The organism is Paraburkholderia kururiensis, from assembly GCF_034424375.1.
Lineage (GTDB): Bacteria > Pseudomonadota > Gammaproteobacteria > Burkholderiales > Burkholderiaceae > Paraburkholderia > Paraburkholderia kururiensis_A.
On record NZ_CP139965.1, the window covers coordinates 1,233,105 to 1,258,275 of the forward strand.

A 25,171-nucleotide genomic window follows, 5' to 3' on the forward strand; every position below is an offset into this window, starting at 1 on the left:
GTCAGCGGGCCTGTTTTTTCAGCAGCAGCGCGCTGGCGGTGAGCACCACCACGACCGCAATCGCGATGGGCACGAGCGAGCCGCCCAGCACTTCGATGCCGAGCCCCTTGGAAAACGTGCCGCGCGCAATCGTCACGAAGTACGTGGTGGGGAACACGGTGCCCACCAGCGCGGCGGAGCCCTGCATGGCCGAAACCGGGTTGATGATGCCGCAGAAGTTCACAGCGGGCACGAGCGTCAGGATCGTCGTGCCGAACACGGCCGCCACCTGGCTGCTGATGAACGACGAGATGAAGATGCCGATGCCCGTCGACGCCATCACGTAGAGCAGCGACCCCAGCATGAACGTAAGCAGGCTGCCCTTGAACGGCACCTGGAACACGGTGAGCGTGACGAACCACAAGAGCATGGCGCTGATCATCGCGAGCGCGACGTAGGGCGCCTGCTTGCCGAGCAGAAATTCGAGCGACGTAGCGGGCGTCACGTAGAAGTTGACGATGGAGCCCAGCTCCTTTTCGCGCACCACGCTCAACGCCGCGAGCATCGCGGGAATCAGCATGAGCAGAAGCGGAATCATCGCGGGCGCCATGGCCACCAGGCTTTCCACGCCCGGGTTGTAGCGATAGCGGATTTCCAGCTGGTATTGCCCCGGCATGGCGTGCTTGCCGAGCCGCTCGCGCATCTGCGCTTCGAGCCATTCGGTTTGCAGGCCTTCCACATAGCCGCGAATGGTTTCGGCGCGCTGCGCCATGGCGCCGTCTATCCACGCGGCGATCTGCACGTGGCGGCCGCGTTCGGCGTCGCGCGCGAAGTTGGGCGGAATCTCGATGGCCAGGCTGATCTCGCCGCTGCGCATGCGGCGGTCCATGTCCGCGTAGTCCTTGAGCGGCGGCTTCTTCACGAAGTAGCGCGAGCCTTCGATGTTGAGCACGTAGTTCTGGCTCGCCACCGTCTGGTCGCGGTCCAGCACCGCAAACGAAAGATTGTCGACGTCCAGATTCACGCCGTAGGCCATCACGAACATGAGGATGACGCTGCCCAGCAGCGCGGTCGTGAGGCGAATGGGATCGCGCAGCAGTTCCAGCGTTTCGCGCCGCGCGAAGCTCGCCATGCGGCGCACGTCGAACAGGCTGTCTGGCCGGGACGCCGCAATGCGTTCGAGTCCGCGCGGCAACTGCGCTTCGGGTTCGGGCGGCGGCAGCGGCGCGGGTTGCGGCTCGTTGCCCATGGCGTCCTGCAAATAGCGGATGAACGCTTCTTCCAGCGTCGGTGCATGACGGCTCGCCACGATGTTCGCGGGCGTGTCGCTCACCAGCACCTTGCCCGCATGCATGAGCGAGATGCGGTCGCAGCGTTCCGCTTCGTTCATGAAGTGCGTGGAGATGAAGATGGTCACGTTGTCCTTGCGCGCGAGGTCGATGAGGATCTGCCACAGCGCGTCGCGCGCAACGGGGTCCACGCCCGACGTGGGCTCGTCGAGAATCAGCATCTCCGGCGAATGGATCATCGCGACGCCGAGCGAAAGGCGCTGCCGAATGCCGAGCGGCAGCGCGTCGGGCAGTTCGTCGAGCACGCTCGCCAGATCGAAACGCTGCACCACTTCTTCGATGCGCGCCGCAATGGCCTCGCGCGGCAGCCGGAAAAGGCGCGCGTGAAGGTCCAGGTTCTGTCTGACCGTGAGTTCGGTATAGAGCGAGAACGACTGCGACATGTAGCCCACGCGCCGGCGCACGTCGATGTCATTGGCATCCACGGTGCGGCCGAACAGCGTGGCGTGGCCTTCGCTCTGCGCGAGCAAGCCCGTGAGCATCTTCATCGTGGTGGTCTTGCCGCAACCGTTCGAGCCCAGAAAGCCGAAGATCTCGCCGCGCGCAATGCGAAAGCTCACGTGGTCCACGGCCACGAAGTTGCCGAAGCGCATGGTGAGGTCGTCGGCTTCGATCGCAATGTCGGCCTCTTTCGACGGATCGCGCGGCGGGATCTGAATGGCGTGATGGCCTCGGCGCTTCTCTTCGGGCAAGAGCGCGATGAAGGCGGCGTCGAGCGTCGCGGTGCCCGTGCGCTCCAGCAGCGCGGCCGGGCTGCCCGTGGCCAGCACGCGGCCGGCATCCATGGCCATGAGCCAGTCGAAGCGCGCGGCTTCTTCCATGTAGGCGGTGGCCACCATCACGCTCATGCCGGGCCGCGCGCGGCGAATCTCGTCGATGAGGTCCCAGAACTGGCGGCGCGAGAGCGGGTCCACGCCGGTGGTGGGCTCGTCGAGAATGAGCAGATCGGGGTCGTGGATCAGCGCGCAGCACAGACTCAGCTTCTGCTTCATGCCGCCCGAGAGCTTGCCCGCGGGACGGTCGGCAAACGGCGCGAGGCCGGTGCTTTGCAGAAGGTCGCGAATGCGCCGCTCGCGGTCCGCACGCCGATGGCCGAACAGCCGCCCGAAGAAGTCGGCGTTTTCGAACACCGAGAGCGTGGGGTAGAGATTCTTGCCCAGGCCCTGCGGCATGTAGGCGATGCGCGGGCAGCTGATGCGCCGGTGGTGGACGTCGGCCATATCGCCGCCCAGCACTGCCACGTGCCCCGTCTGGATGGCATGCGCGCCCGCGATGAGCGCGAGCAGACTCGACTTGCCCACGCCGTCCGGCCCGATCAGCCCCACCATGCAGCCCGCGGGAATTTGCACGTTGATCGCGTCGAGCGCGCGCACGTCGCCGTAGGTGAGCGAGACGTCGGTGAGGCTGGCGACGGAAGCCGCCTGCGCGGCGCCGACGGGCGTGGGCGAAAGAACGCTCATGAGCCGGCCTTACTGCGGCACGTTGACCGCGAGCTTCGCGGGCCACGCGGCCTTCGGGTCGATCTTGACCCACGCCACGCCGGGCACGCCGGTCTTCACGAGTTCGAGATGCTTGAGCAGCAGCGTGCGGCTGATCTGTGCCTTCACGCGGAACATCAGCTTTTCGCGCTCGCTCGTGGTTTCCACGGTCTTCGGCGTGAACTGCGCCGTGCTCGCGACGAACGTGACGGTGGCGGGTATGACCCAGTTGGGCGCGGCATCTACGATGAGGCGCACTTCCGCGCCCATCGCCACCTTGCCGGCCACGGTTTCGGGCAGGAAGAAGGTCATGTAGACGTCGGACAGATCGACCATGTTGAGCACGGTGCCGCCAGCCGCCAGCACTTCGCCGGGCTCCGCGACGCGGTACTGCACGCGTCCGTCGCGCGGTGCCGTGAGCTGGCTGTCGTCGATGTCGGCGTTCACGCGGGCCACGGTGGCTCGTGCCGCGGCCACGTCCGAGCGTGCCGCCACCAGTTGTGCGCGCGTGGCGTCCACGGCGGCCTTCGCCGCGGCCACCTGCGCTTTCGCCGCGCGCACCGTGGCGTCGGCGCTGCGCATGCGGGCGCGGTCGTCGTCGAGTTCCTGCATGGACGACGCGCCTTCGCGCGAAAGCGTTTCGGAGCGCGCCAGCTTGCGTTGCGCGGCATCGAGTTCGGCTTCGCGCTGCGTGACCACGGCCTGCGCGGCTACCACGTCGCTTTCGCGCTGCGCGATCAGTTGCTCCACGCTCGCCGCGCTGTTCACCGCGCCGCGCTGCCTGGCCTGTGCTTCGTCGAGTTGAGCGTCGAGCGTGTTCACGTCCATCTTCGCGAGCGGCTGGCCCGCTTTCACGAAGTCGCCCTCGTGCACGAAGATGCTGTCCACGCGGCCGGCCAGCTTGGTGGCCACGTCGATCTGCGTGGCTTCGATGCGGCCGTTGCCGCTCGCGAAGCCGTCGCCGGGACCGGTATCGTGCAGACGCGTCCACGCGTAATAGCCGGCCGTGGCCGCGATAAGCAGGAGCGCGGCGGCGGGCAGCAGTTTCCTCGGTTGAAGCTTCATGGCGTGGAACCCTCTTGATTGGAATCTGCGCCGGCCGGCACGCCGCCGCCCAGCGCCGCGAACAGGGCGACGCGGCTCGCCAGCAGCGCGCGGCGCGTCTGCACGAGCTGTTGCTGCGCGGCGAGCAGGTCGCGCTGCGCGTCGAGCACTTCGAGGAAGGGCGTGGCGCCCGTGTCGTAGCGCAGCTTCACGAGCCGCGCCCGCTCGCTTTGCGAGGCGAGCGTGGCGCGCGCAATGCGCGTCTGCTGATCGAGCCAGTCGCGTGCGGACAGCGCGTCGGCCACGTCGCGAAACGCGGCCTGAATGGTCTTTTCGTATTGCGCCACCGCTTCCTGTTCGCGCGCCTTCGCGAGCGCGAGATTGCTGCGGTTGCGGCCCGCGTCGAAGATGGGCACCGAGAGATTCGGCAGGAACAGCCACGCGCCGTTGGCCGAGCTGAACAGGTCGTGCAGGCCGCTGCTCGTCGTGCCGTAGGAACTCGTGAGCGTGATGCGCGGAAAGAACGCCGCGCGCGCCGCGCCGATGTTCGCGTTGGCTGCGCGCAGCTGATGTTCGGCGGCGGCGATGTCGGGCCGGTTTTCGAGCAGATCGGACGGCAGCCCGACGCCTAGGTCGGGGCGCACGCTGGCGTCGTTCAACGGCGCGGTGGCGGGCGACAACTGCGCGGGCGCGCCGAGCAGCAGGTCGAGCGCGTGGGCCTCGGCGGCGCGTGCCTGTTCGAGCTGGGCGTCGAGCGTTTCGGCCTGTTGCAGCAGAATCTCCGCCTGCGTGAGATCGAGCCGCGCCACGGCGCCGGTTTCGAAGCGGCGCCGGACAATGCGCAGCGACTCCTGGCGGGTCGTCATGGTTTCGCGCGCCAATGCGATGCGTTCGTCGTATTCGCGCAGGGCGAGGTACGCGTCGGCCACCTGGGCGATCAGGCTCACGGAGACGGCGCGGCGCGAGGCGTCGCTCGCGAGGAAGTTTTCCAGCGCCGCGTCTTTGAGATTGCGCACGCGGCCCCAGAGGTCCAGTTCCCAGCTGCTTTCCATGAGGCTCAGGCTATAGGCGCTGCCCGTTATCGTGGAGCCTCCGCCCAGCAGAGGCGTGCCCGCGAGGAAGCCGCCGGGCGCGCGAAAGCGGCCATAGGTCGCGCCGGCGTCGACAGTCGGCAACTGGTCCGCGCGCTGGATGCCGTAGCTCGCGCGCGCTTCCTCCACGCGCTGCACGGCCACGCGCAGGTCGCGGTTGTGGGCGAGCGCTTCGTCGATCAGCGCTTGCAGCTGCGGGTCCGGAAAGTAGTCGCGCCAGCTGATCTGATTCACCGGCGAGCCGCCGGATGATGCCGACGTTGCTGCCGACGTTGCTGCCGACGTATCGGCGGGCCACGCCGCAGGCACTGGTGCAGCGGGGCGTTCGTAATGCGGCGCGAGCGAGCACGCGGTGAGCGAGACGGCGAGTGCGGCGGCGAGTGCCGTGGCGAGCGTGACGGCCCGTGCGCGAGGCGCGGGCGAGGTCGCTGAGCCGGCCTCTGAAGATGCCGTAGCCTGACGCGACAGCGCTTGCGGCCAGCGGCGGGTCACGTGCGGTGTTTCGGAGGCGGCGTGCGGGAGGAGGGTCATGACCGGGTCGTTGCCGATGGACAGGTTCGATCGAGCGCAGGAGCGGACGGCGCAACTGAATTTTTGCGTGGTCTGACTTTTGACCCTTGATCTGCGTCAGTGGCGGCATGATCGACCGTCCGGGCGACGGGCAAGGCGGGCGGGGATGTGTGCCGGATGTGCGCGGAATGCGCGACAGAATGCGGAAGCGTCGTAATATATCGCTCTCTATAACGGTACGGGGAAGGCCATGTTGCGCAAGCTCGTCGTTTGCGGCGTGTTGTTGAGTTCGGTGTTGGGTCTCGGGGCGGCGAATAGTGCCCGTGCGGCCGACGAAGACACCGTCAACGTTCTCTATGCAGGGTCGCTCGTCAATCTCATGGAGCGCAGCGTCGGCCCCGCCTTCGAAAAGGAAACCGGCTTGCGCTTTCGCGGCTACGCGGCGGGTTCGAACAAGATCGCCAATGAGATTCGCGGCAAGCTGCGGCGCGGCGACGTGTTCATCAGCGCAAGCCCGAAGGTCAACGCGAGTCTGACGGGCGCGGCCAACGGCGACCACGTGAGCTGGTACGTGAACTTCGCGGAGTCGCCGCTCCTCGTCGGCTACAACCCGCAGAGCCGTTTTGCTGCCGCGTTCAAATCGAAGCGCTGGGACCAGGTGCTGCAGGAACCGGGCATCCGCATTGGCCGCACGGACCCGAAGCTCGATCCGAAGGGCGCGTTCACCGTCGAACTCATGACGAAGGCCGCGCAGCTGTATGGCCAGCCCGACCTCGTCGAAAAGACGCTCGGTGCGCCCGAGAACCCCAACCAGGTGCTGCCCGAAGAGACCCTGGTGGGCCGCTTGCAGTCGGGTCAGCTCGACGCCGGCTTCTTCTATTCGACGGAAACCTCGGACCTCAAGATTCCCGCCGTGCATCCGGCGCCTGAGTTGCAGATCAAGGCGAGCTACACGCTCACCATTCTTTCCGATGCGCCGAACCAGGCCGGCGCCACGCGCTTCGTCAACTTCCTGCTGAGCGCGCAGGGCCGCGCGCTGCTGCGCGAGCATGGCGTCGACGTGATTCGTCCGAAGGTGGTCGGCAACGTGCAGGCCGTGCCGTCTTCGTTGCAGGCCGTCATCGACGCCGCCCAATGAAGCGCACGGCAGGGCGACCGCTCTTCGCGCTCGCCATCCTGCTCGCGGTCTATCTGTGCGCGCCGTTCGTGGCGAGCGTGCCGCAGATCGGGCACGCGGACTGGGCGGGCGTGGACTGGCGGGCAACATGGTCGGCGGTGGGCGTATCGGCCGCGAGCGCGAGTGTGGCCGCGCTCGTCATTCTGGTGGGCGGCGTGCCGCTCGGTTACTGGCTCGCGCGTTCGTCGTCGCGCGGCATGGCGTTGCTCGGCTTCGTCGTGCAGTTGCCGCTCGCATTGCCGCCGCTCACGAGCGGCGTGCTGCTGCTGTTTCTGCTCGGCCCGTATAGCTGGATTGGCCGCGTGACGAACGGCGTGCTGACCGATTCGTTCGCGGGCATCGTGCTCGCCGAAACCTTCGTGGCCGCGCCGTTTCTGATCGTGGCGGCGCGCTCGGCGTTCGCGTCCATCGATCCTGTATTCGAAGACGTGGCCGCCACGCTCGGGCACCGTGCGGGCAGCCGCTTCTTCCGCGTGGCGCTGCCGGTGGCATGGCCCGCGATTCGAGCCGGCCTCGCGCTGGCCTGGCTGCGCGCGTTCGGCGAATTCGGCGCGACGGTGATGGTCGCGTATCACCCGTATTCGCTGCCCGTGTACACGTATGTCGTCTTCGGCGGCCAGGGGCTGCCCGCGATGATGCCGCTGCTGCTGCCCACGCTCGTGATCGCCGTGGCGTGCGCCATGCTCTCCGTGTACAGCCGCGGCGTGCGCGACGCGACGACCCTTGCACGGCCCGCGAACGGCGACGAGGCCGCATTCGCCCCGGCGGATGCAGTGGCGGACGCGGCGGCGCAGCGTCCGCCGCTGAACCTGCGGCTGAGTCTCACGAAGCACCTGGGCCCGTTCAGCCTCGACGTTCACTGGACGCCCACGACGCGCCGCCTTGCCATCATCGGCCCCTCGGGCTCCGGCAAGTCGCTCACGCTGCGCCTCATTGCGGGCCTCGAGCACAACGAAGCGGGCAGCGTGCAACTGGGCGAACGCGACCTGGGCGCCTTGCCGCCGGAGCGCCGGCAGGTGGGCTACATGCCGCAGGACTACGGTCTCTTTCCGCACATGACCGTGGCCCAGCAACTCGCGTTTCCCGTGGATGCCGATGCCGCGGGCGCCCGCTACTGGGTCGAGCATCTCGGTCTTGCCGCGTTGCTGGGCAGGCTGCCGCATCAACTCTCGTTCGGCCAGCGCCAGCGCGTGGCGCTCGCGCGCGCGTTGACGCGTCACAGCCACGTGCTGTTGTTCGACGAACCGTTTTCCGCGCTCGATACGCCGCGCCGTCGCCGCTTGCAGCAGTCGCTGCGCGAATTGCAGCGCGAGATATCGGCGGTGACGGTGATCGTCACGCACGACCCCGACGAGGCCGCGCTGCTCGCCGACGAAGTGCTCGTACTGGAACGTGGCCGCATGCTTCAGGCGGGCACGGTGGAGCACGTCTTCAGCCGGCCGGCCAACATGCGCGTGGCCGAACTGCTGGGCCTGCGCAACGTGGGCAGCGGCGTGATGCGCGCGCCGGGGCTCATCGAGGTGAACGGGCGGCTCGTCATCGAAACGTCGGACCGCTCCATCGCAGTGGGCGAGCGCGTGATGTGGCGCGTGGCGTCGCGCGCTATACGGCTCGAAGAAGGGCCGCGTGCGTTCGACGCGCACGTGGCGTCCGTCGAACTGCGCAACGGCGAGCGCTTCGCGCGCGTGGAGGTGGAGGGCGCGCCGTTCGATTTCGCGGCGGGTGACGCGACGCTTGTGGAGCAGGAGCGTTGCCGGGTGGTGATCGAAGCGGAGGGGGTGGGGGTGTGGAGGCAGGAAGTCGAGTAGACGCGGAGCCCTGGCCCGCGGCGTTCTATGCAGATAACAAACTTGTAATCCACAGGTCAGCTTCCGGACAGTGCGTCCCTACCAGAATGGGTACAACTCTTCACCAACCAGCGTGGAGAGCCCGAAGGCCGGTCCATGGTGGACACGGCCGCTATGCTCCCGGAGGTGAATACCATGAAGACCCTGATCCGTGCCCTGCTGCTCTCCTGCGCCCTGAGCGCGCCCGTCCTTGCTTTCGCGCAGACCGCCAATGCGCCCGTCACGCGTGCCGAAGTGCGTGCCGATCTGATCCAGGTGGAAAAGGCCGGCTATCGTCCCGGCAACAACGACGTGAACTACCCGTCCGACATTCAGGCTGCCGAAGCGAAGGTGGCCGCGCAGGACGACAACACGCTGGCCGCGCAGTCGATGGGCGGCGTGGCGACGGGCAGCGCGCAATCCGGTGTGGCCGTCGCATCCGCCACGACCCCCGGCACGCAGTCGCTCTTCCTGCATCATTGAGCCGCGACCGCGCGTCACGCCGTGTTTCGTCAGAGAAGCGCGTGGCGCGCCACCCAAGCCTCTTTTCAGACGCACCCGACGGCCCGCATGACGCCTAAAATCAGGAACAGCGCCGGTTCGAACCGATCATCCGGCACCCCGGTTCTTCTCCTGAGGACAGGCAGCCATGAATGCTCGAGACGCCCATTTTGTTCGACCCCTCGCCGCGGCGTTGTCCGCGGCTGCGCTCGTGACGCTCGGTTCGTGCAACGGCACCGCGTGCTTCGGCATGGATAGCTGCGGCGGCGGCACTGGTCCATTGCCGAGCGTCGGCGTGTCGGGCACGGCTGCAACGGGCAGGGCGCTCGCGGGCGCCGTCGTGAGTTTCGGCTGTGCGGACGGCTCCGCCTCCACCACCTCGGACAGCGGCGGCCGCTACAACGTGACGTTCAATGCCTCGCTGCCCTGCATTCTGGCCGCAAGCTCGGGCGGCACGACGCTGCATTCGGTCATGTTCGCAGGCGGCACGTTCAACACGACGCCGCAAACCGAACTCATGCTCGTCTATCTCGCCGCGCAACTTGGCACCACGGTGAGCGGACTCGTCGCCGGCTTGCCGAACAACACGCGCTTCCAGCAGGCGCTTTCGAACGGCACCAACGTGCTGGCCGCGCAATCCGCCGTGGTCACGAATCTTCAGCAGCGCTACGCCGTCACGCTTGCGCAGCCCTCGTTTCTCACGACGCCGTTCGTCGTGGGGCAGCCTGGTGTCGACAGCGACCTCGATGCGCTCGCGAAAGCCGGTGCCATCGACTCCAACGGCATGCCCGACGCCGCGGCTGTTTCCATGATGACCCAGGCGGGCAGCACGCATCCGCTATAGCCGCCGCGTTCAACCGGCGGACCGCAGACGCCGCGCAGGCGCAGACTTCAGCGCACGGCTGCTACCGCTGCGCTGCTGACGCGCGCGGCCCTCCGTCATCGTCGCTTTCATCTCGTCCAGCAATTCCTCGTGCAATTCGCGCAGCACTTTGACGAATGCAGAGGCCAGCCTGTCGCGCGGCCGGTTCGGCGGAAACAGCAGGTACGTGGGAAACAGCACCGCGGGCGAGAACGGACGAATCGCGATGTCCGGCCCCGCGAAGTCGCGGGCCACGATGGGATGCGCGAGCGTCACGCCCATTCCGCAGCGCACCAGCTCGCAGCAGATCGCGGTGTACTGCGCCTCGATGGCGAGCACGCGCTCCACGCCCGCACGCAGAAACACCTCGTCCATCTGCGTGCGCGTGCCGTCCCCCTGGCATAGCGAAATAAACGACTCGCCTTGCAGATCCGCGGGGCGAATCACGGCCTTCTTCGCGAGCCGGTGGTTGGCGGGCAGCACGCACAACGCGGGCACCTTCGAAAGCGGCTCCACCTCGCAGTTCGACGCTTCGCTGATGTAGACGGCCACGCCCAGATCGCAGAACTGCGAGGCCGTCCAGTGGTTCACGGTGCCCGACGTATTCACGTGCAGCGACACCGTGACCTCGGGATAAAGGCTCTGAAAACGCTTGATGGCATGGGGCACGAGCGTGAGCCCCGCGGACGGCATGGCCGCGATACGCAGACGCCCCGTGCCCAGGTTGCGGATCTGCGTCGCTGCATTCGTAAGACCTTGCAGCCCTACATATGCACGCTCCACTTCGCGAAAGAACGCGGTGCCCTCGCTCGTCGGAATGAGCCGCGCGCCTGTGCGCTGAAACAGCGTGAGCCCGGTCTCGCGTTCGAGCTGGGAAATCAGGCGGCTCACGTTCGGCTGCGAAGTGAAGAGCGCCTTGGCCGCTGCGGTCATGGACCCCGCCACCATCACCGCCCGAAATGCCTCGATGTGCTTGAGATTCAATGTTGCTTCTCCTTTTTCGACGCGACCGCGCGCGTGCATGGGCCTGCGTCGGGGCAAACCCTGGGGTATATCAACCGTGCATAGGTCGGTATTTTATTCGTATTGGACGATATGGATTGCGGCGCGCGAGACTTCGATGTATCGGCGCATACGCCGAACCACCGCTCCCCCATACGAATGGAGATCGTCGTCATGAAGAAAGCGTTGCGCCAGCGTTCCCTTTCCATATCGCAGGCCGTCACGGTCGGGCTTGCCGTTGCCGGCCTGTTCGCCACGACGCTTGCCGCGCAGGCCGAAACGACGTTGTACGTCGCCAACGTGGGCGGCTCCAACGAGCAGCTCTATCGCCAGAAGATCATTCCGCCGTTCGAAAAAGCGCACGACGTGAAGATCGTCTACGTCGCGGGCAATTCCAGCGACACGCTCGCGAAACTGCAGGCGCAAAAGGGCCACCAGCAGATCAACGTCGCCGTGATGGACGACGGTCCCATGTATCAGGCCATGCAACTCGGCCTGTGCGCGAAGGTGGAAGACGCGCCGGTGATGAAAGACCTCTATCCGCTCGCGCGGCTGGGCCCGACGGCGGTGGGCGTGGGTATGGTGGCAACGGGCATCGGCTACAACGAACAGGCGTTCAAGAAGCTGGGCCTGCCCGCGCCGGATTCGTGGAAGGTGCTCGAAGACCCGCATGTGAAGGGCAAGCTCGGCGTGCCGCCCATCACGAACACCTATGGTCTGCATACGCTCGTCATGCTCGCGCGCATGAACGGCGGCGGCGAAAAGAACATCGACCCCGGCTTTACCGCAATGACGAAGCAGGTCGCGCCCAACGTGCTTTCGTGGGCGCCCACGCCCGGCGAAATGGACGGCCTCATGCAGTCCGGCGACGTGATCGTCGCGCCGTACGGCAGCGGTCGCGCGGTGGCGCTGCAAAACACGGGCTTCCCGCTCAAGTTCATTTACCCGAAGGAAGGCGGCGTCGCGTTGCAGGTGGCCGCCTGCGTGCTCGCGGAAAACGCGCAGCCGCAGCTTTCGCAGCAGTTCGTGCAATACCTGCTGAGCCCTGAAGTGCAGGCATTGCAGGCGCAGGGCATTGGCCTCGGTCCCGTGAACAAGACCGTGAAGCTTGCGCCGGACGTTGCCGCGCGCGTGCCGTATGGCCCCGAACAGATCGCGAAGCTCACGACGATGGACTGGACCACGATCAACCAGCATCGTGCCGAGTGGACCGAGCGCTGGAACCGTTCGGTCGAGCGGTGAGCAGCGCGTTGCATGCAGTCGCGCGCCACGCGCGCGCCTGTGCTTTTGGCAAGGATGAACGTCGATGAGCTTCCTGACCCTGCAAGGTATTTCCAAACGCTACGGCGACTTCACGGCGATCGAGCACATCGATCTTTCGGTGGAGCGCGGCGAGTTCCTTTCGCTGCTCGGGCCCTCGGGCTGCGGCAAGACCACGACGCTGCAGATGGTGGCGGGCTTCGTCTCGCCTACCACGGGCCGCATCACGCTCGACGGTCGCGACATCACGCACGAGCGCCCCGAAAAGCGCGGCATCGGCGTGGTGTTCCAGAGCTACGCGCTGTTTCCGCACATGACGGTGGCGGGCAACGTCGGCTTCGGCCTGGAAATGCGCAAGATGAAGCGTGCGCAGCGCGCAGAACGCATTGCGGAGGCGCTCGAACTCGTGCGGCTGCGCGGGCTCGATGCGCGCTATCCGAAGGAACTGTCGGGCGGCCAGCGGCAGCGTGTGGCGATTGCGCGCGCCATCGCCATGCAGCCGGAACTGCTGCTGCTCGACGAACCCATGTCGAACCTCGACGCGAAACTGCGCGAGGAGATGCACATCGAACTGCGCGCCATTCAGAAACGCCTCGGCATCACCACGATCCTCGTCACGCACGATCAGGTGGAAGCCATGACGATGAGCGATCGCATCGCCGTCATGCACGGCGGCAAGATCGCGCAGTTGAGCACGCCGTTCGATGCCTACGAGCGGCCCGCCACGCCGTTCGCCTCCACGTTCCTCGGCCGCACCAACACGCTGCAAGGCGAAGTGCTGCGTCGCAATCCGCGCTGCGCCGAAGTGGAAGTGGCGGGCACGACGCTGCACGTACCGCACGAAGGCCGTCACGTGGACGGCGCCGTGAATGTCTATATCCGGCCCGAGAAGGTGCGGCTCGTGAACGGCGATGCGCGTGCCGGCGATGGACGGTTGCTGGGCCGCATCGTCACGCGGGTGTTCGTCGGCAATCAGTGGCTGCTCGTGGTGGAGACGGCGCTGGGCCGCATGCACGTCGCGCAGCCGAACTACGGCGCGCCGCCGCCGGACGAAGGCCACGAAGTCGCACTCGCCTGGACCGACGATGACCTGCGCGTGCTGGGCCGGGAGGACACGCATGGCCACGCTTGACGACCCGCGGGGCGGCGCCGCGCCCTGGCTGCTCTCCGCGCCCGCGCTGCTGCTTTTCGTGGGGCTCCTGTTCGTGCCGCTGCTGCTCACGTTCATGCTGTCGTTCCACGTCTTCAGCGACGTGGCCGGCGTGCAGCCCGGCTATACGTGGAGCAATTACCTCGAAGTCGTGACGGACCCGTACTACGGCACGATCTTCCTGCGCACGGCCGGCCTCGCGTTTGCCGTGACGCTGCTTTCCATCGTGCTCGGCGTGCCGGAGACCATCGTGCTCGCGCGCATGCGCCGGCCGTGGCAGTCCATCTGTCTGCTGATCGTGCTGGGGCCGCTGCTGATCTCGGTCGTGGTGCGCACGCTCGGCTGGCAGATCCTGCTCGGCAACAACGGCGTGATCAACAGCGTGCTGCGCGCACTGGACATCACCGACGAGCCCATCCGCTTCGTCTTCACGATGACCGGCGTGATCGTGGCGCTGACGCACGTGCTGGTGCCGTTCATGGTGATGTCGGTGTGGGCCACGCTGCAAAAGCTCGATCCGCAGGTGGAGTGGGCCGGCCGTTCGCTGGGCGCGTCGCCGCTGCGCGTGTTCCGGCGCGTGGTGCTGCCGCAGATTCTGCCGGGCGTGCTCTCGGGTTCCATCATCGTGTTCGCGCTGTCGGCTTCGGCGTTCGCCACGCCGGCGCTGATCGGCGGACGTCGTTTGAAGGTCGTGGCCACGGCTGCGTACGACGAATTTCTCGGCACGCTGAACTGGCCGCTCGGCGCGAGCATCGCGGTGCTGCTGCTGGTGGCCAACGTGGCGATCGTGATGGGCTGCAGCCGCCTTGCCGAGCGCCGTTTCAAGCACATCTTCGACTAGCGCCACGGTGACGCCATGAAACAGAACGGATTCCTGGGCCTTGCCTACAACGCGTTGTTTCTCACCTTCATCCTCGCGCCGCTCGTCGTCGTGATGCTCGTCGCGTTCACGGACAAGGGCTATATCTCGATGCCCTTCGACGGCGCCTCGCTGCGCTGGTTTCGCGCGATTCTCGAAAACGGCGATATCGTTTCGGCGTTCTGGCTTTCGGTGCGGCTCGCGTTCGCGGCGGCCACCATCGGCGTGGTGCTGGCGGTGCCTGCGGCGCTCGCGATTGCGCGCTACCGCTTTCCGGGCCGGGGCGCGCTGATGGGCTTCTTCCTCTCGCCCATGATGATTCCTACCGTCGTGCTCGGCATCGCGTTCCTGCGTTTTCTGTCGCTGCTGAAACTGGGCGGCTCGTTCTGGGCGCTCGTCGCCACGCACGTGGTGATCGTGCTGCCGTATGCGTTGCGGCTGGCGCTTTCGTCGGCGGTAGGTCTTGATCGCGACGCGGAGCGTGCCGCGCTTTCGTGTGGCGCCAGCCGCTTCACGGCATTTCGCCGCGTGGTGCTGCCGATGATTCGCACCGGCGTGGCGGGCGGCTGGCTGCTCTCGTTCATCCAGAGCTTCGACGAACTCACGATGACCATTTTCGTCGCGACGCCGGGCACTACGACGCTGCCGGTCGCCATGTACAACCAGATCGCGCAGACCATCGATCCGCTCGTCACGTCGGTGTCGGCGGTGCTGATCGTCGGCACCATCGTGCTGATGGTGGTGCTCGACCGGCTGGTGGGACTCGATCGCATCCTGATTGGAGAAGTTCGATGACGTTGATCGCGAACGCAGATGCCGGCGCCGACGTGCTCGTGGTGGGCGGCGGCCTCGTCGGCTCGGCGGTGGCGTATGGCCTTGCCCGCGAAGGCGCGCGCGTGACCGTGCTCGATGAAGACGACGGCGGCTTTCGCGCCTCGCGCGGCAACTTCGGGCTCGTGTGGATTCAGGGCAAGGGCTATGGGCTTTCGCCGTATGCGCGCTGGTCGCGTAGCTCGGCGGTGCGCTGGCCGTCGCTTGCGGCGGCGTTGCTCGAAGAGAGCGGCGTGGACGTCGCGCTGCGCCAGCCCGGCGGCTTCCACTTCTGCTTTTCCGACGACGAACTCGCCGAGCGCGAGCACCGCCTCGCCACCTTGCGCGATGAGCTGGGCGAGTACCCGTTCGAGATGCTCGATCACCGCGAAGTACGCGAGCGCCTGCCCGACATCGGCCCCGCCGTGCTGGGCGCGAGCTACACGCCAATGGACGGCCACGTGAATCCGCTCAAGCTGCTGCGCGCGCTGCATGCGAGCATGCAGCGGCGCGGCGTGCGGCTCGTGTCGGGCGAGCACGTTGCGCGCATCGACGCGGCGGCGGGTGCGCAGGGCGGCTTCGTCGTGCACGGCCGGCATGGCACGTATCGCGCGGCGCGCCTCGTGCTGGCCGCAGGGCTCGGCAATCGCGCGCTCGCGCCGCTGGTCGGACTCCATGCGCCCGTGGCGCCGAATCGCGGCCAGGTGCTCGTCAGCGAGCGCGTTGCGCCGTTCCTTCACTACCCCACGCTCAACGTGCGGCAGACCGACGAAGGCACCGTGCAATTCGGCGATTCGATGGAAGAGGTCGGCTTCAACGACTTCACCACCACGCGCGTGCTGAGCGACATCGCGCAACGCGGCGTGCGTGCGTTTCCGATGCTGCGCCACGTGCGCCTCGTGCGGATGTGGGCTGCGCTGCGCGTCTACAGTCCCGATGGCTTTCCGATCTACGACCAGTCCGAAGCGCATCCAGGCGCGTTCGTCGTGACCTGTCACAGCGGTGTGACGCTCGCGGCGGCCCACGCGCTGCACATTGCGCCGTGGATTGCCGGAGCGCAGCCCATGCCCGACGAACTGCCGGTTTTTTCCGCGCGCCGCTTCGAAGGCGCGGCCGAACCGATCCTCGCTCACTGACACCGACATGACTTCTCAAACTGCTTATCCGCTCTTCAAGCCGTTGCCGGCCGACGATGCATCGCGCGATGCATCAGCTACCGCCGCGCTCGCGCGCATCTGGTTCAACGATCAGCCGCTTGCCGTGCCCACGGGGCGGTCCGTGGCCGCCGCGCTGCTGGCCGCGGGCGTGTCGCGGTTTCGCGCGACGCCCGTCTCGGGCTCGCCGCGCGCGCCGTACTGCATGATGGGCGCGTGCTTCGAATGCCTCGTCGAAATAGACGGCGTGCCGAGCCGCCAAAGCTGCATGGTGGAAGTGAAGGACGGCATGCGCATCCGTTCCCAGGAAGGCGCGCGCGATTTGCCGCCGCTGAATGCCGACTTGCCGGAGACTGTTCATGGCCGCTGATTTCGCTTCGGAGAACGTCGACGTCGTGGTGGTAGGCGCCGGTCCCGCAGGCATGAGCGCGGCCGCGCGCGCGGCGCGTGCCGGGCTTTCGGTGGTGCTGCTCGACGAGCAGGACGCGGTGGGCGGCCAGATCTATCGCGCCATCGGTCGCGCCGACGCGCAGCGCAAAGAGATTCTGGGCCCCGACTACGCGATCGGCGCTTCGATTGCCGATGCGTTTGCGCAATCGGGCGCGCGGCACGTGGCGAATGCGTCGGTGTGGCAGGTCACGCGCGAGCACGCGGTCCACTACCTGAAGGACGGCAAGGTGGGCAGCTTCGCGGCGCAACGCGTGATTCTCGCGAGCGGCGCGCTGGAGCGGCCGTTTCCTATTCCGGGCTGGACGTTGCCCGGCGTCATGACGGCAGGCGCCGCGCAGATCCTCTTGAAGAGCGCGGGCGAGGTGCCGTCTTCGGCGCCTGTGCTCGCGGGCTGCGGGCCGCTGCTGTATCTGCTCGGCTGGCAGTACGTGCGTGCAGGCGTGCCGATTCGCGCGCTCGTCGATACGACGCGGCACGAGGACCGCTGGCGCGCGAAGCGTCATCTGCTCTCGGCGCTGCGCGCGTGGCCGTTCCTGAGCAAGGGCCTGCATCTCATCCGCACGCTGCGCGAGGCACGCGTGCCTATCTACGAAGCCGCGGACAACCTCAGCGTGGATGGCAAAGCGGATAGCAACGGCGTGCAGCGTGCCGCCGCGCTTTCGTTCACAAGCCAGGGCCGCACGCATCGTGTCGAGGCCGACGTGATCCTGCTGCATCAGGGCGTGGTGCCCAATACGCAGTTCACGCAGGCATTGCGCGCGACGCATCGCTGGAACGACGCGCAACTCTGCTTCACGCCGCAGGTGGACGCGTGGGGCGAACTCGACGTGCCGGGCATTTTCGTGGCGGGCGATGGCGCCGGCATTGGCGGCGCCCAGGCCGCGGCGGAGCAGGGCACGCTGGCGGCGCTGGCCGCCGCGGCGCAACTGGGTGCCATCGATGCCGCCACGCGCGATCGCGAGGCCGCCGTGCATCGCGCGGCGCTGGAACGGGTGATGCGCATTCGTCCGTTCCTCGACAGCCTCTACCGTCCGCGCGACGCGAACCGCATTCCCGCGGACAGCACCGTGGTCTGCCGCTGCGAAGAAGTGACGGCCGGCGAATTGCGCGGCTTCGTGGCGCTGGGCTGCGTGGGACCGAATCAGGCGAAGTCGTTTGGGCGCTGCGGCATGGGCCCGTGCCAGGGGCGCATGTGCGGGCTCACCGTGACCGAGGTGATCGCGGATGCACGCAAGGTGTCGCCCGAGGAAGTGGGCTACTACCGCATTCGTCCGCCCATCAAGCCGCTCACGTTGGGAGAGCTTGCCGGTGAATGACGCCATCGCTGTGGCTGCGAACGGTGTGGAGGAAGCCGACGTCCTCGTGATCGGCGGCGGTCTGCACGGCACGAGCAGCGCGTTTCATCTCGCGCGACGCGGCGCGAGCGTGATCGTGCTGGAAGCCGACTACGTGGCACGCCATTCGTCGGGCGTGAATGCAGGCGGCGTGCGCACGTTGGGGCGTCCGTTGCCTGAGATTCCGCTTGCGCTCATGTCGCGCGAAATCTGGCACACGCTGCGCGAAACGGTGGGCGACGACGGCGGCTTCGTACCGTCAGGGCAACTGAAGATCGCCGAGACCGAAGCCGAACTCGACGAATGCCGAGAACGCGTGGCCTTGCTCGAAGCGCACGGCTTCACGCACGAGAAGATCGTGGATCGCGAGACCGTGCTCGCACTGGAACCCGCGCTCGCGAAGCACGTGACAGGCGGCATCTGGGTGGAGCGCGACGGTTACGCGTTGCCGTTTCGCACCACCACCGCGTTTCGCCTCGCGGCGCAGCGCAACGGCGTGCGCTTTCACGAAGGCACGGCGGTGACGCGCATCGAGCCGCGCGGCTCGCGCTGGATTGCGCATACGTCGCGCGGTGTCTTCGCGGCGCAGAAGCTGCTGGTGGCGGCGGGCGCGTGGTCGGGCGAGCTGGCGCGTCAGACGGGCGAGCCGGTGCCGGTGCATCCCGAGGGGCTCATGCTGATGGTCACGCATCGCGTGGCGCCGTTCTGTCGCGCGACGCTGGGTGCCACGGGCCGGCCACTGTCGTTCAAGCAGTTCGACAACGGCACGGTCGTGATTGGCGGCAAGCTGATCGGTATCGCAGATTTGCCGGGGCGGCACGGCGAAGTGGATTTTCTGCGGCTCGTGAAGAGCGCGCAGACCGTGGTGGATCTGTTTCCGCACTTGCGGCATCTGGGCATCAACCGCGCGTGGGCCGGCGTGGAAGCGTTCACGGAAGATTCGTTGCCGGTCATCTCGGCAAGCCGTACCGCGTCGAACCTCTACTACTCGTTCGGCTATTGCGGCAGCGGTTTCCAGCTAGGCCCGGGTTGCGGACGTCTGGTGTCCGAACTGATGCTGGACGGCAAGGCGTCGTTGCCGCTGGACGCGTTCAGGATCGATCGCTTCGAGGCTGGTGCGTCGGCGCTTTCGGGCGATTCGACCGCGCACGTCGCGGCGCACTGAGCGATAGAACGCCCCTCTTTTTAGGCCCTTTTCCGTGCGTGCCGCGCCGCGTCGTTCCGCGACGCGGCATGCCGTTCTCCGCTGCGCCGTCGCGTATTCCCGGCGCGGCATCGTTCAACCTCGTCTCGCCGTCACGGCGAAGGAGCGCACAAGCGTATGTCCGACATCGTTCGTATCGAAACCAATCAGCGTATGAGCCGCGTGGTGAAGGCCGCGGGGCTCGTGTTCATCGGCGGCCAGACGTCGGCCGATCCCGCGCCCGACGTGAAAGTGCAGACCGCGAAGGTGCTGGAGAAGATCGACGGCTTTCTCGCGAAAGCCGGCATCGACAAGACGCGGCTCGTTTCCGCGCAGGTGTGGCTCGCCAACATCGAGCGCGACTTCGCGGGCATGAACGAAGTGTGGGACGCGTGGGTGCCTGAAGGCTGCGCCCCGACGCGCGCGACCGTGGAGGCGAAACTCGCGGCCTCGCATCTGCTCGTGGAGATCGCGGTGGTGGCACTCGCGTAACCGCATGCGGGCACTCCGCATGCTGCGCTGCGAGGGCCGCACAGCATGGAAATGGCCTGCAAGATGCGGCCTGCTGCCGTACCATGCCGCAATGGCCATGACCCGGGGTGTTCGCACATGATCGGCAACATCGAACTGTTATCGCGCCTGCTGCTTGCGGCTCTGCTCGGCAGTGTCATCGGCTTCGAGCGCGAACGACTCAACTGGGCCGCGGGCCTGCGCACGCACATGCTGGTATGCGTGGGCTCCGCGTTGATCATGCTGGTGTCCGCGTTCGGCTTTGCCGACGTGCGCGGCCAGAAGGACGTGGTGCTCGACCCTTCGCGGATCGCCGCGCAAGTGGTCTCGGGCATCGGCTTTCTGGGTGCCGGGTCCATTCTGTTGCGCGGCGAGATCGTGCGCGGGCTCACGACGGCAGCGAGTTTATGGTCCGTCGCGGGTATCGGGCTGGCCGTGGGCGGTGGTATGTACACCGCGTCGGTGGGCGCCACGGTCATCATTCTGGCCATTCTGGCGGGCGTGAAGCCGCTCGAACGGCGCTTCATTTCCGTGCGGCAGCGGCGCAGCATCGAGCTGGTGGTGGAACGCGGCAGCGTTTCGCTCGATACGGTTCACAGCGTGCTCGACACGGGCAGCGTGCGCGTCAAGCAGTTCATCGTTCAACAGTCGGACGACGATCCCGATCTCGACGATGTCTCCATCGCCTTTTCGCGCGTCACCGAAAGCGAATTTCAGACGGTGTGTGCGCGGCTCGAAGCGATTGCCGGCGTGAAGTCGTGCCGGCCCGGGTGAGCGGCATCGTGTTCGACGGTGCGCGCTCAGCGGTTCGTGCTCCAGACGACGTCGCTATCCACGGCATAGAGGCGGCAGCCCGTATGCCCGGCCGCACACTGCACGAGCGCCGATGAGAGGGCGTCGAGTCCCGATGCCGCGCCCCACGCGCCATCGGGCGCAATCGCGAACGCGCGTGGCCGGCGCGCCTTGAGAAAGTCCGCGTAGGCGGCGCGTCCTATGGCGGAGAGATACGGCACGGCGTTCGCGTCGGCAAGCGCCGCGAAGTTCGTGCGCGGCGGCGCGGACGCGTCGCGCGGCCACACCACCGCGTTGTCCACGGCGTAAAGCCGGCAATACTGCGTGACGGCCCAGCATCGTTTCATTGCGGCCTCGCTGGCATCGAAACCGCCCGAGGCCCACGCGCCGCTAGTCACGCCAATGGCGATCGCGCGCGGCAGCGGTGCCGCGAGAAAGCCGCGATAGAGCGTCTCCTTCTGCGCATCGTCCAGATAGGGCACGGCACTGAGGTCGCCGATCTCGGCATACGACGTGGCGCGCGGCCCGCGGCCCGGCAGATACTCGGGGTTCACTTCGCGGCCCGGCATGCCGATGCTCGCGAGAAACGCGTCGGCCTTCTGCACCCAGAGCGGCAAGCCCGCGCCGGAGGCCGTCATGGCATGCGCGTCTTTCTGGAAGGGGCCGTAGTCCACCAGCTGCGCGCGTCCGCCGTTCGCCGTGTATTGCCGGAACATGGCCTGCCATGTGGACGTGGCGAAGGTCTGGTCGTTGTCGCCGTAGAACCACATGGAAGGCAGCTTCGTGCGCGCGCCCAGTTGCGCTGCGGCGGCCACGAGACTCGCATCCGGCGAACGGCAGTCGGACTCCTTCACGCCGCCCGCGAAATTGAGCAGACCCTTCACGTCGGGCGGATTCAGCGAGCCGAACGCGAGCGTGTTCCAGCCGCCCATGCTCTTGCCCGCCACGACGATGCGCGAGGCGTCGATGCCGGGCAGGTCTTTCACGTCGTCGAGCACCTTGCGGATGTCGCGCGCGGCGTCCATGCCGATGGCCGTCACGTCGCAGCCGTGCGGCAGCAACTCGCCTTCGGAGCCGGCATAGCCGCGCATCATCGGCATGGCGACGGCGTAGCCGCGCGAGAGGAAGTAGTACGGGATGAATTCATCTGCGACGCGCGGCGCGTTGGCTGGGTCGTGCGAGGCGCCGTGATTGACGAGAGCGAGCGGGAACGGCCCGCCGCGCCCCGGCATGTAGAGCGTGACCTGCAGCCGCACCGGCGGCGACGATTGCACCGGCACCATGACGACGCGTTCGTTGAGCGGCGCGCCGGGTTGGGTGGACGACACCTGCTCGGGCAGGGCCGCGCTGCCGCGCGCGGGCAGCAGCGCACCGCAGAGCGCGAACAGCAGCGAAACAAAGGCTGAGATGGAAAGCGTCATGCGGCGTGGCGGTGCTCTGCCTCGCCGCGTGCCGTGCGAGGCCGTATCCGTACGAATGCTGATGCACGGTTAACGGCTGCCGCGGGGAAAACCTGAGCGCGGGCGTAACGCCCGGCGAATGGATCAGCCTTCCACCGGCGAGGCGAGATTGGTCCAGTCGTACAGAAAGATCTGCTCGAAATAGGCCGCGGCCTTGGCGTGATGGATGATGAGCCCCGCGTCGCGGTTTCGCAGCGTGCCGTCTGCGGACCAGTTCTGGCTGCTCACCATCACGGTGCTGCCGTCCACCACGATGCCCTTGTTGTGCACGTTGGGCTGACGTCGCAGCACGGACGCAGGCACGCCGGCGGCTGCGAGCTTCTCGACCCAGGCGTCGGTCTGGTACTGGCTCGTGATGAGCCTCACGTCCAGCCCTTTTTCCACGAGCGTTTTGACCGCGGCGATCAGCGCGTCGTGCGCTTCGTCCCCGGCGCGGCCGCTCGGGTGGATGTACTGCGTCTGCATGTAGAACGTGCGCTGCGCCGAGTCGATGAGCGTCTTGACGTGCTCGTGGTAGTTGTCCGGCGTGAGCAGCGGCTGGATGCGCACGGTGTCGGCGAGCGTGAGCGGCGCGAAGAACTGGCGCGGCGCCTTGCCTGCCGCGAACATCTCCAGCATGTCGGGCGGCACGCCTTCGTCGAGCATGGCCGCGCGTGCCATCGCGCCGGCGCCCGCGCCCTCCGCTTGCTTGATGGCCTGGCTCGCCACGTCGTAGTCGTGCTGCAAGAACGCGCGGAACGTGGCGGCCAGTTTGTCGCTGGTCGCGATGACGTGCCAGTCGCGGTCGCTATCCGCGGCGATCTTCTGTGCCGATGCCGGGTCCGAAAGATCGATCTGCGGCTGGTTGCTGTTGTTCCAGTTGCCCGACGAGAGCCAGAACGTATCGTCTTCGCGCACCGCGACCTTGATGTGATACGCGTTCGGATAGATCCACACCGGCGCCTTCGGGTCCGAATTCGTCAGCGCCCAGGTGCCGTTGAAATGCGTGCCGAGCGACGCGTGCAGGTCGGCTTGCGTTTCCTCGTCGGTCTGGTCCGCCGTGTGGTTTTTCGCGGGATGGTCGAGCGTGAGCGTCATCGTCTTGCCGCCCGCGAGCGCGGCTTCCACGGCCGTGAGCACGTGCGCCGACGTGAAGTCGTACATGCCCACCACGAGATTCTCGCGAACGCCCGCGAGGAAATTCGAGAGCTGCGCCCAGCCGGCGTCGGGGCTTGCGTGCAGGACGAGCGTGACGGGCGCCGTCACTTCATCGAGGCTTGCATCCGGCGCGGGGGTGTACGGCTCCTGCGGTTTGCGGGCGCGCGTAACGGCGAAGGCGGTGAGCGGGGCGGGGTGCTGCGGCGCGGCGTTGCCTTTGCCGTCGAAGAACAGCTCGCCGTCGAAATCGGGTTGCCGAAGCTCCTGGCGCGCTTCTGCCAGAGCGAGATAGCGCGCGGGATCGAGCGCGCGCATCTGTTCCATGGGGTTGGCGGCGCGCACGTCGACGGGCACGTTCTCGAGTGTGGCCGGCAACTGCGCGCGCAGGGCGGCGACGTGATCGGGCTGCGCCGTGACGACGATGGCGTGCTGGGCCGGCGCCGCGGCGGCACGCCAGACGAGGCCCGTGCGCACCGACAGCACGCCTTGCTTCGCGAAGGTGCTGTGGTGCTTTTGCAGTGCGCCGAGTGCGTTCGATGCGTTGGATACGTTCGATGCGGACATGGCAGTCTCCTTCCTGGACGATGAGCGGCCTTCGCAGGCGCACGTTGGCGCGCGGCGCGGCCGGCCTGTTCCTGCGCGTTCGACGTTCTCCATCGTGCAGCGTGCCTGTGGCAGCGCCGTGACGGCATTCGGGTTCGACGGTGTGTTGTAGCCGGGCCGCGCCTTTCTCATGCGATGCGGGTCATCGTCCGGCGCCTGGTCGCTTCAGGCACGGCGTGCTAAGGTTTCGCCGCGGCATGGAGGGCAACCACGACGGCGGCGCTTGACCAATGCTTCCAGGCAGTGAAGGAAGCACCGCACCATGAGGCTTTTTTTGCGACCCATCTTCCGCGCCGCGTTCAAGGCACCGCCGCTATCTGCCGATAACGCACTGACGCGTTACTGGACGAATACGATGAGCCACGACGACAAAGATCCGGCCAGCAGTTCACTTCAGGCTGCTTTCCTGCGCCACGAGGACAGCCTTGCACCGCCCGGCCGCGTGCCCGGGGAGGACAACCCCGCCGTTTATCGCACGCTGCTCGAGTCCACCCGGGCGATTCCCTGGAAGATCGACTGGGCGACGATGCAGTTCGCCTATATCGGCCCGCAGATCGAAGCGCTGCTCGGCTACGCGCCCTCCACGTGGAAAACGGTCGAGGACTGGGCCGCGCGCATGCATCCGGACGACCGCGAGTCGGTGGTGAATTTTTGCGTTGCGCAGTCGCAGGCGGGCACCGATCACGAAGCGGACTATCGCGCCCTGACCGCCGACGGCGACTACGTATGGATTCGCGATGTGGTCCACGTCGTGCGCAAAGAGAACGGCGACGTCGACGCGCTGATCGGCTTCATGTTCGACATCAGCGAACGCAAGCGCACGGAGGAACGGCTTGCGGAACTCCAGCGCGAACTGGAACGCCTGTCGCTGTCCGACGGCTTGACCGGCATCGGCAACCGTCGCATGTTCGACACGGTCATCGCGCGCGAATGGGCGAGCGCGGCTGCATCGGGCAAGCCGCTCTCGCTCGTGATGGTCGACATCGATTTCTTCAAGTCGTACAACGATTATTACGGTCACCTGCAGGGCGACGAATGTCTGAAGCGCATTGCGCGCGTGCTGGGCGAAGCGGCCGGGCCGAACGCGTTCCTGGGCCGGTTTGGCGGCGAGGAATTCGTGCTCGTACTGCCTGAAACGGACGCCGAGGAGGCCGTGCGCGTGGCCGAGCGTTGCCGCACGCTGATCGCGGACGAAGACATCGCGCATCTGCGCTCGCCGCACGGTCAGCGAGTCACGGCGAGTTTCGGCGTGGGCACCGTCGTGCCGAAGGAAGGCATCGACGTCACGGCGTTCATCAACCTGACGGATGCACAGCTCTATCAGGCCAAGGACCAGGGACGCAACCGCATCGCAGCGGTGGATCGCGCAGGCATCGGCGGCGACGGATTCAAGCTGCAGTCGCGCTGATCCTTTCTTCGTTGTCGCCGCGTGCCTGCACGTTCGCGTGGGCGCGGCTGACAGGGCAGCGCCCGATGCATCTCTGACGACGCGCATCTGTCAGCCCTTTTGAACAGCGGGCGCGGCCTTGCGAATGACGTCGATAACGACATCAGGCTGGGACAGCATCGGCACGTGACTGCCACAACATGCTGACACCGAACGTTGTTGCCCGGGCGTTGGACGGCGTGCCTCCGACGATCGATCTCGTG

The 25,171-nt window shown here is 67.0% G+C and carries 21 protein-coding genes; 15 read left to right on the top strand and 6 right to left on the bottom strand.

Annotation, left to right across the window (positions count from 1 at the left end; genetic code table 11):
• Position 1: 1 nt before the first annotated feature.
• From rbbA to U0042_RS05565, 3 genes are read right to left on the bottom strand one after another with little or no spacing between them, the layout of a single operon-like run.
• A complete protein-coding gene (rbbA, locus tag U0042_RS05555; RefSeq protein WP_114814473.1) occupies positions 2-2,788 on the bottom strand; it encodes a ribosome-associated ATPase/putative transporter RbbA in 2,787 nt (928 codons plus the stop codon).
• Between the two features lie 9 nt (positions 2,789-2,797).
• Positions 2,798-3,871, bottom strand: coding sequence for an HlyD family secretion protein (locus U0042_RS05560; RefSeq protein ID WP_114814474.1), 1,074 nt, complete (start codon positions 3,869-3,871; stop codon positions 2,798-2,800).
• Positions 3,868-5,472, bottom strand: a complete 1,605-nt coding sequence (locus U0042_RS05565; RefSeq protein ID WP_232833555.1) for an efflux transporter outer membrane subunit — start codon at positions 5,470-5,472, stop codon at positions 3,868-3,870. The genes U0042_RS05560 and U0042_RS05565 overlap by 4 nt, the downstream gene beginning before the upstream one ends.
• A 229-nt stretch (positions 5,473-5,701) precedes the next feature.
• On the opposite strand from U0042_RS05565, the gene U0042_RS05570 reads away from it, so the two are divergent.
• The 4 genes from U0042_RS05570 (at position 5,702) to U0042_RS05585 (ending at position 9,799) form a co-directional block, all read left to right on the top strand.
• Positions 5,702-6,589 (top strand): extracellular solute-binding protein, encoded by an 888-nt coding sequence (locus U0042_RS05570; RefSeq protein WP_114814475.1) that lies wholly within the window; start codon positions 5,702-5,704, stop codon positions 6,587-6,589.
• Complete coding sequence (locus U0042_RS05575) at positions 6,586-8,436, top strand: ATP-binding cassette domain-containing protein (RefSeq protein ID WP_114814476.1); 1,851 nt, start codon at positions 6,586-6,588, stop codon at positions 8,434-8,436. Before U0042_RS05570 ends, U0042_RS05575 begins: the two co-directional genes overlap by 4 nt.
• 174 nt (positions 8,437-8,610) lie before the next feature.
• Entirely contained in the window at positions 8,611-8,937 is a 327-nt protein-coding gene (locus U0042_RS05580) for a DUF4148 domain-containing protein (RefSeq protein WP_114814508.1), read from the top strand.
• Between the two features lie 166 nt (positions 8,938-9,103).
• Positions 9,104-9,799, top strand: coding sequence for a hypothetical protein (locus U0042_RS05585; protein ID WP_114814477.1), 696 nt, complete (start codon positions 9,104-9,106; stop codon positions 9,797-9,799).
• A gap of 9 nt (positions 9,800-9,808) precedes the next feature.
• Here the strand turns inward: U0042_RS05585 and U0042_RS05590 are convergent, their stop codons facing one another.
• On the bottom strand, positions 9,809-10,801 hold the full coding sequence (locus tag U0042_RS05590; RefSeq protein ID WP_114814509.1) for a LysR substrate-binding domain-containing protein: 993 nt from the start codon (positions 10,799-10,801) through the stop codon (positions 9,809-9,811).
• A 192-nt stretch (positions 10,802-10,993) separates the two neighbouring features.
• Here U0042_RS05590 and U0042_RS05595 point away from each other — a divergent pair, with 192 nt between their 5' ends.
• From U0042_RS05595 to U0042_RS05640, 10 genes are all read left to right on the top strand, one after another.
• The gene (locus tag U0042_RS05595; RefSeq protein ID WP_114814510.1) at positions 10,994-12,061 is read left to right on the top strand and encodes an ABC transporter substrate-binding protein; all 1,068 of its coding nucleotides are present in this window, start codon (positions 10,994-10,996) and stop codon (positions 12,059-12,061) included.
• A gap of 64 nt (positions 12,062-12,125) precedes the next feature.
• Entirely contained in the window at positions 12,126-13,211 is a 1,086-nt protein-coding gene (locus U0042_RS05600) for an ABC transporter ATP-binding protein (protein WP_114814478.1), read from the top strand.
• Positions 13,198-14,070: an ABC transporter permease gene (locus U0042_RS05605; protein WP_114814479.1), complete on the top strand. Its 873-nt coding sequence runs from the start codon at positions 13,198-13,200 to the stop codon at positions 14,068-14,070. The genes U0042_RS05600 and U0042_RS05605 overlap by 14 nt, the downstream gene beginning before the upstream one ends.
• A 15-nt stretch (positions 14,071-14,085) precedes the next feature.
• Positions 14,086-14,883, top strand: coding sequence for an ABC transporter permease (locus U0042_RS05610; protein WP_114814480.1), 798 nt, complete (start codon positions 14,086-14,088; stop codon positions 14,881-14,883).
• A complete protein-coding gene (locus U0042_RS05615; RefSeq protein WP_114814481.1) occupies positions 14,880-16,034 on the top strand; it encodes an NAD(P)/FAD-dependent oxidoreductase in 1,155 nt (384 codons plus the stop codon). Before U0042_RS05610 ends, U0042_RS05615 begins: the two co-directional genes overlap by 4 nt.
• 7 nt (positions 16,035-16,041) lie before the next feature.
• Positions 16,042-16,422, top strand: a complete 381-nt coding sequence (locus U0042_RS05620; protein ID WP_114814482.1) for a (2Fe-2S)-binding protein — start codon at positions 16,042-16,044, stop codon at positions 16,420-16,422.
• Positions 16,412-17,818, top strand: a complete 1,407-nt coding sequence (locus U0042_RS05625) for an NAD(P)/FAD-dependent oxidoreductase (protein ID WP_114814483.1) — start codon at positions 16,412-16,414, stop codon at positions 17,816-17,818. Before U0042_RS05620 ends, U0042_RS05625 begins: the two co-directional genes overlap by 11 nt.
• Positions 17,811-19,001 (top strand): NAD(P)/FAD-dependent oxidoreductase, encoded by a 1,191-nt coding sequence (locus U0042_RS05630; RefSeq protein WP_114814484.1) that lies wholly within the window; start codon positions 17,811-17,813, stop codon positions 18,999-19,001. The genes U0042_RS05625 and U0042_RS05630 overlap by 8 nt, the downstream gene beginning before the upstream one ends.
• A 156-nt stretch (positions 19,002-19,157) precedes the next feature.
• Positions 19,158-19,511 (top strand): RidA family protein, encoded by a 354-nt coding sequence (locus U0042_RS05635; protein WP_114814485.1) that lies wholly within the window; start codon positions 19,158-19,160, stop codon positions 19,509-19,511.
• Positions 19,512-19,628: 117 nt separating this feature from the next.
• Positions 19,629-20,303, top strand: a complete 675-nt coding sequence (locus U0042_RS05640) for an MgtC/SapB family protein (protein WP_114814486.1) — start codon at positions 19,629-19,631, stop codon at positions 20,301-20,303.
• Positions 20,304-20,329: 26 nt separating this feature from the next.
• On the opposite strand, the gene U0042_RS05645 is transcribed toward U0042_RS05640, so the two are convergent.
• Positions 20,330-21,742, bottom strand: a complete 1,413-nt coding sequence (locus U0042_RS05645; protein ID WP_114814487.1) for an alpha/beta hydrolase family protein — start codon at positions 21,740-21,742, stop codon at positions 20,330-20,332.
• A gap of 123 nt (positions 21,743-21,865) precedes the next feature.
• The gene (locus U0042_RS05650) at positions 21,866-23,482 is read right to left on the bottom strand and encodes a phospholipase D-like domain-containing protein (RefSeq protein WP_114814488.1); all 1,617 of its coding nucleotides are present in this window, start codon (positions 23,480-23,482) and stop codon (positions 21,866-21,868) included.
• Between the two features lie 394 nt (positions 23,483-23,876).
• On the opposite strand from U0042_RS05650, the gene U0042_RS05655 reads away from it, so the two are divergent.
• The gene (locus U0042_RS05655; RefSeq protein ID WP_114814511.1) at positions 23,877-24,929 is read left to right on the top strand and encodes a sensor domain-containing diguanylate cyclase; all 1,053 of its coding nucleotides are present in this window, start codon (positions 23,877-23,879) and stop codon (positions 24,927-24,929) included.
• Positions 24,930-25,171 lie beyond the last annotated feature (242 nt).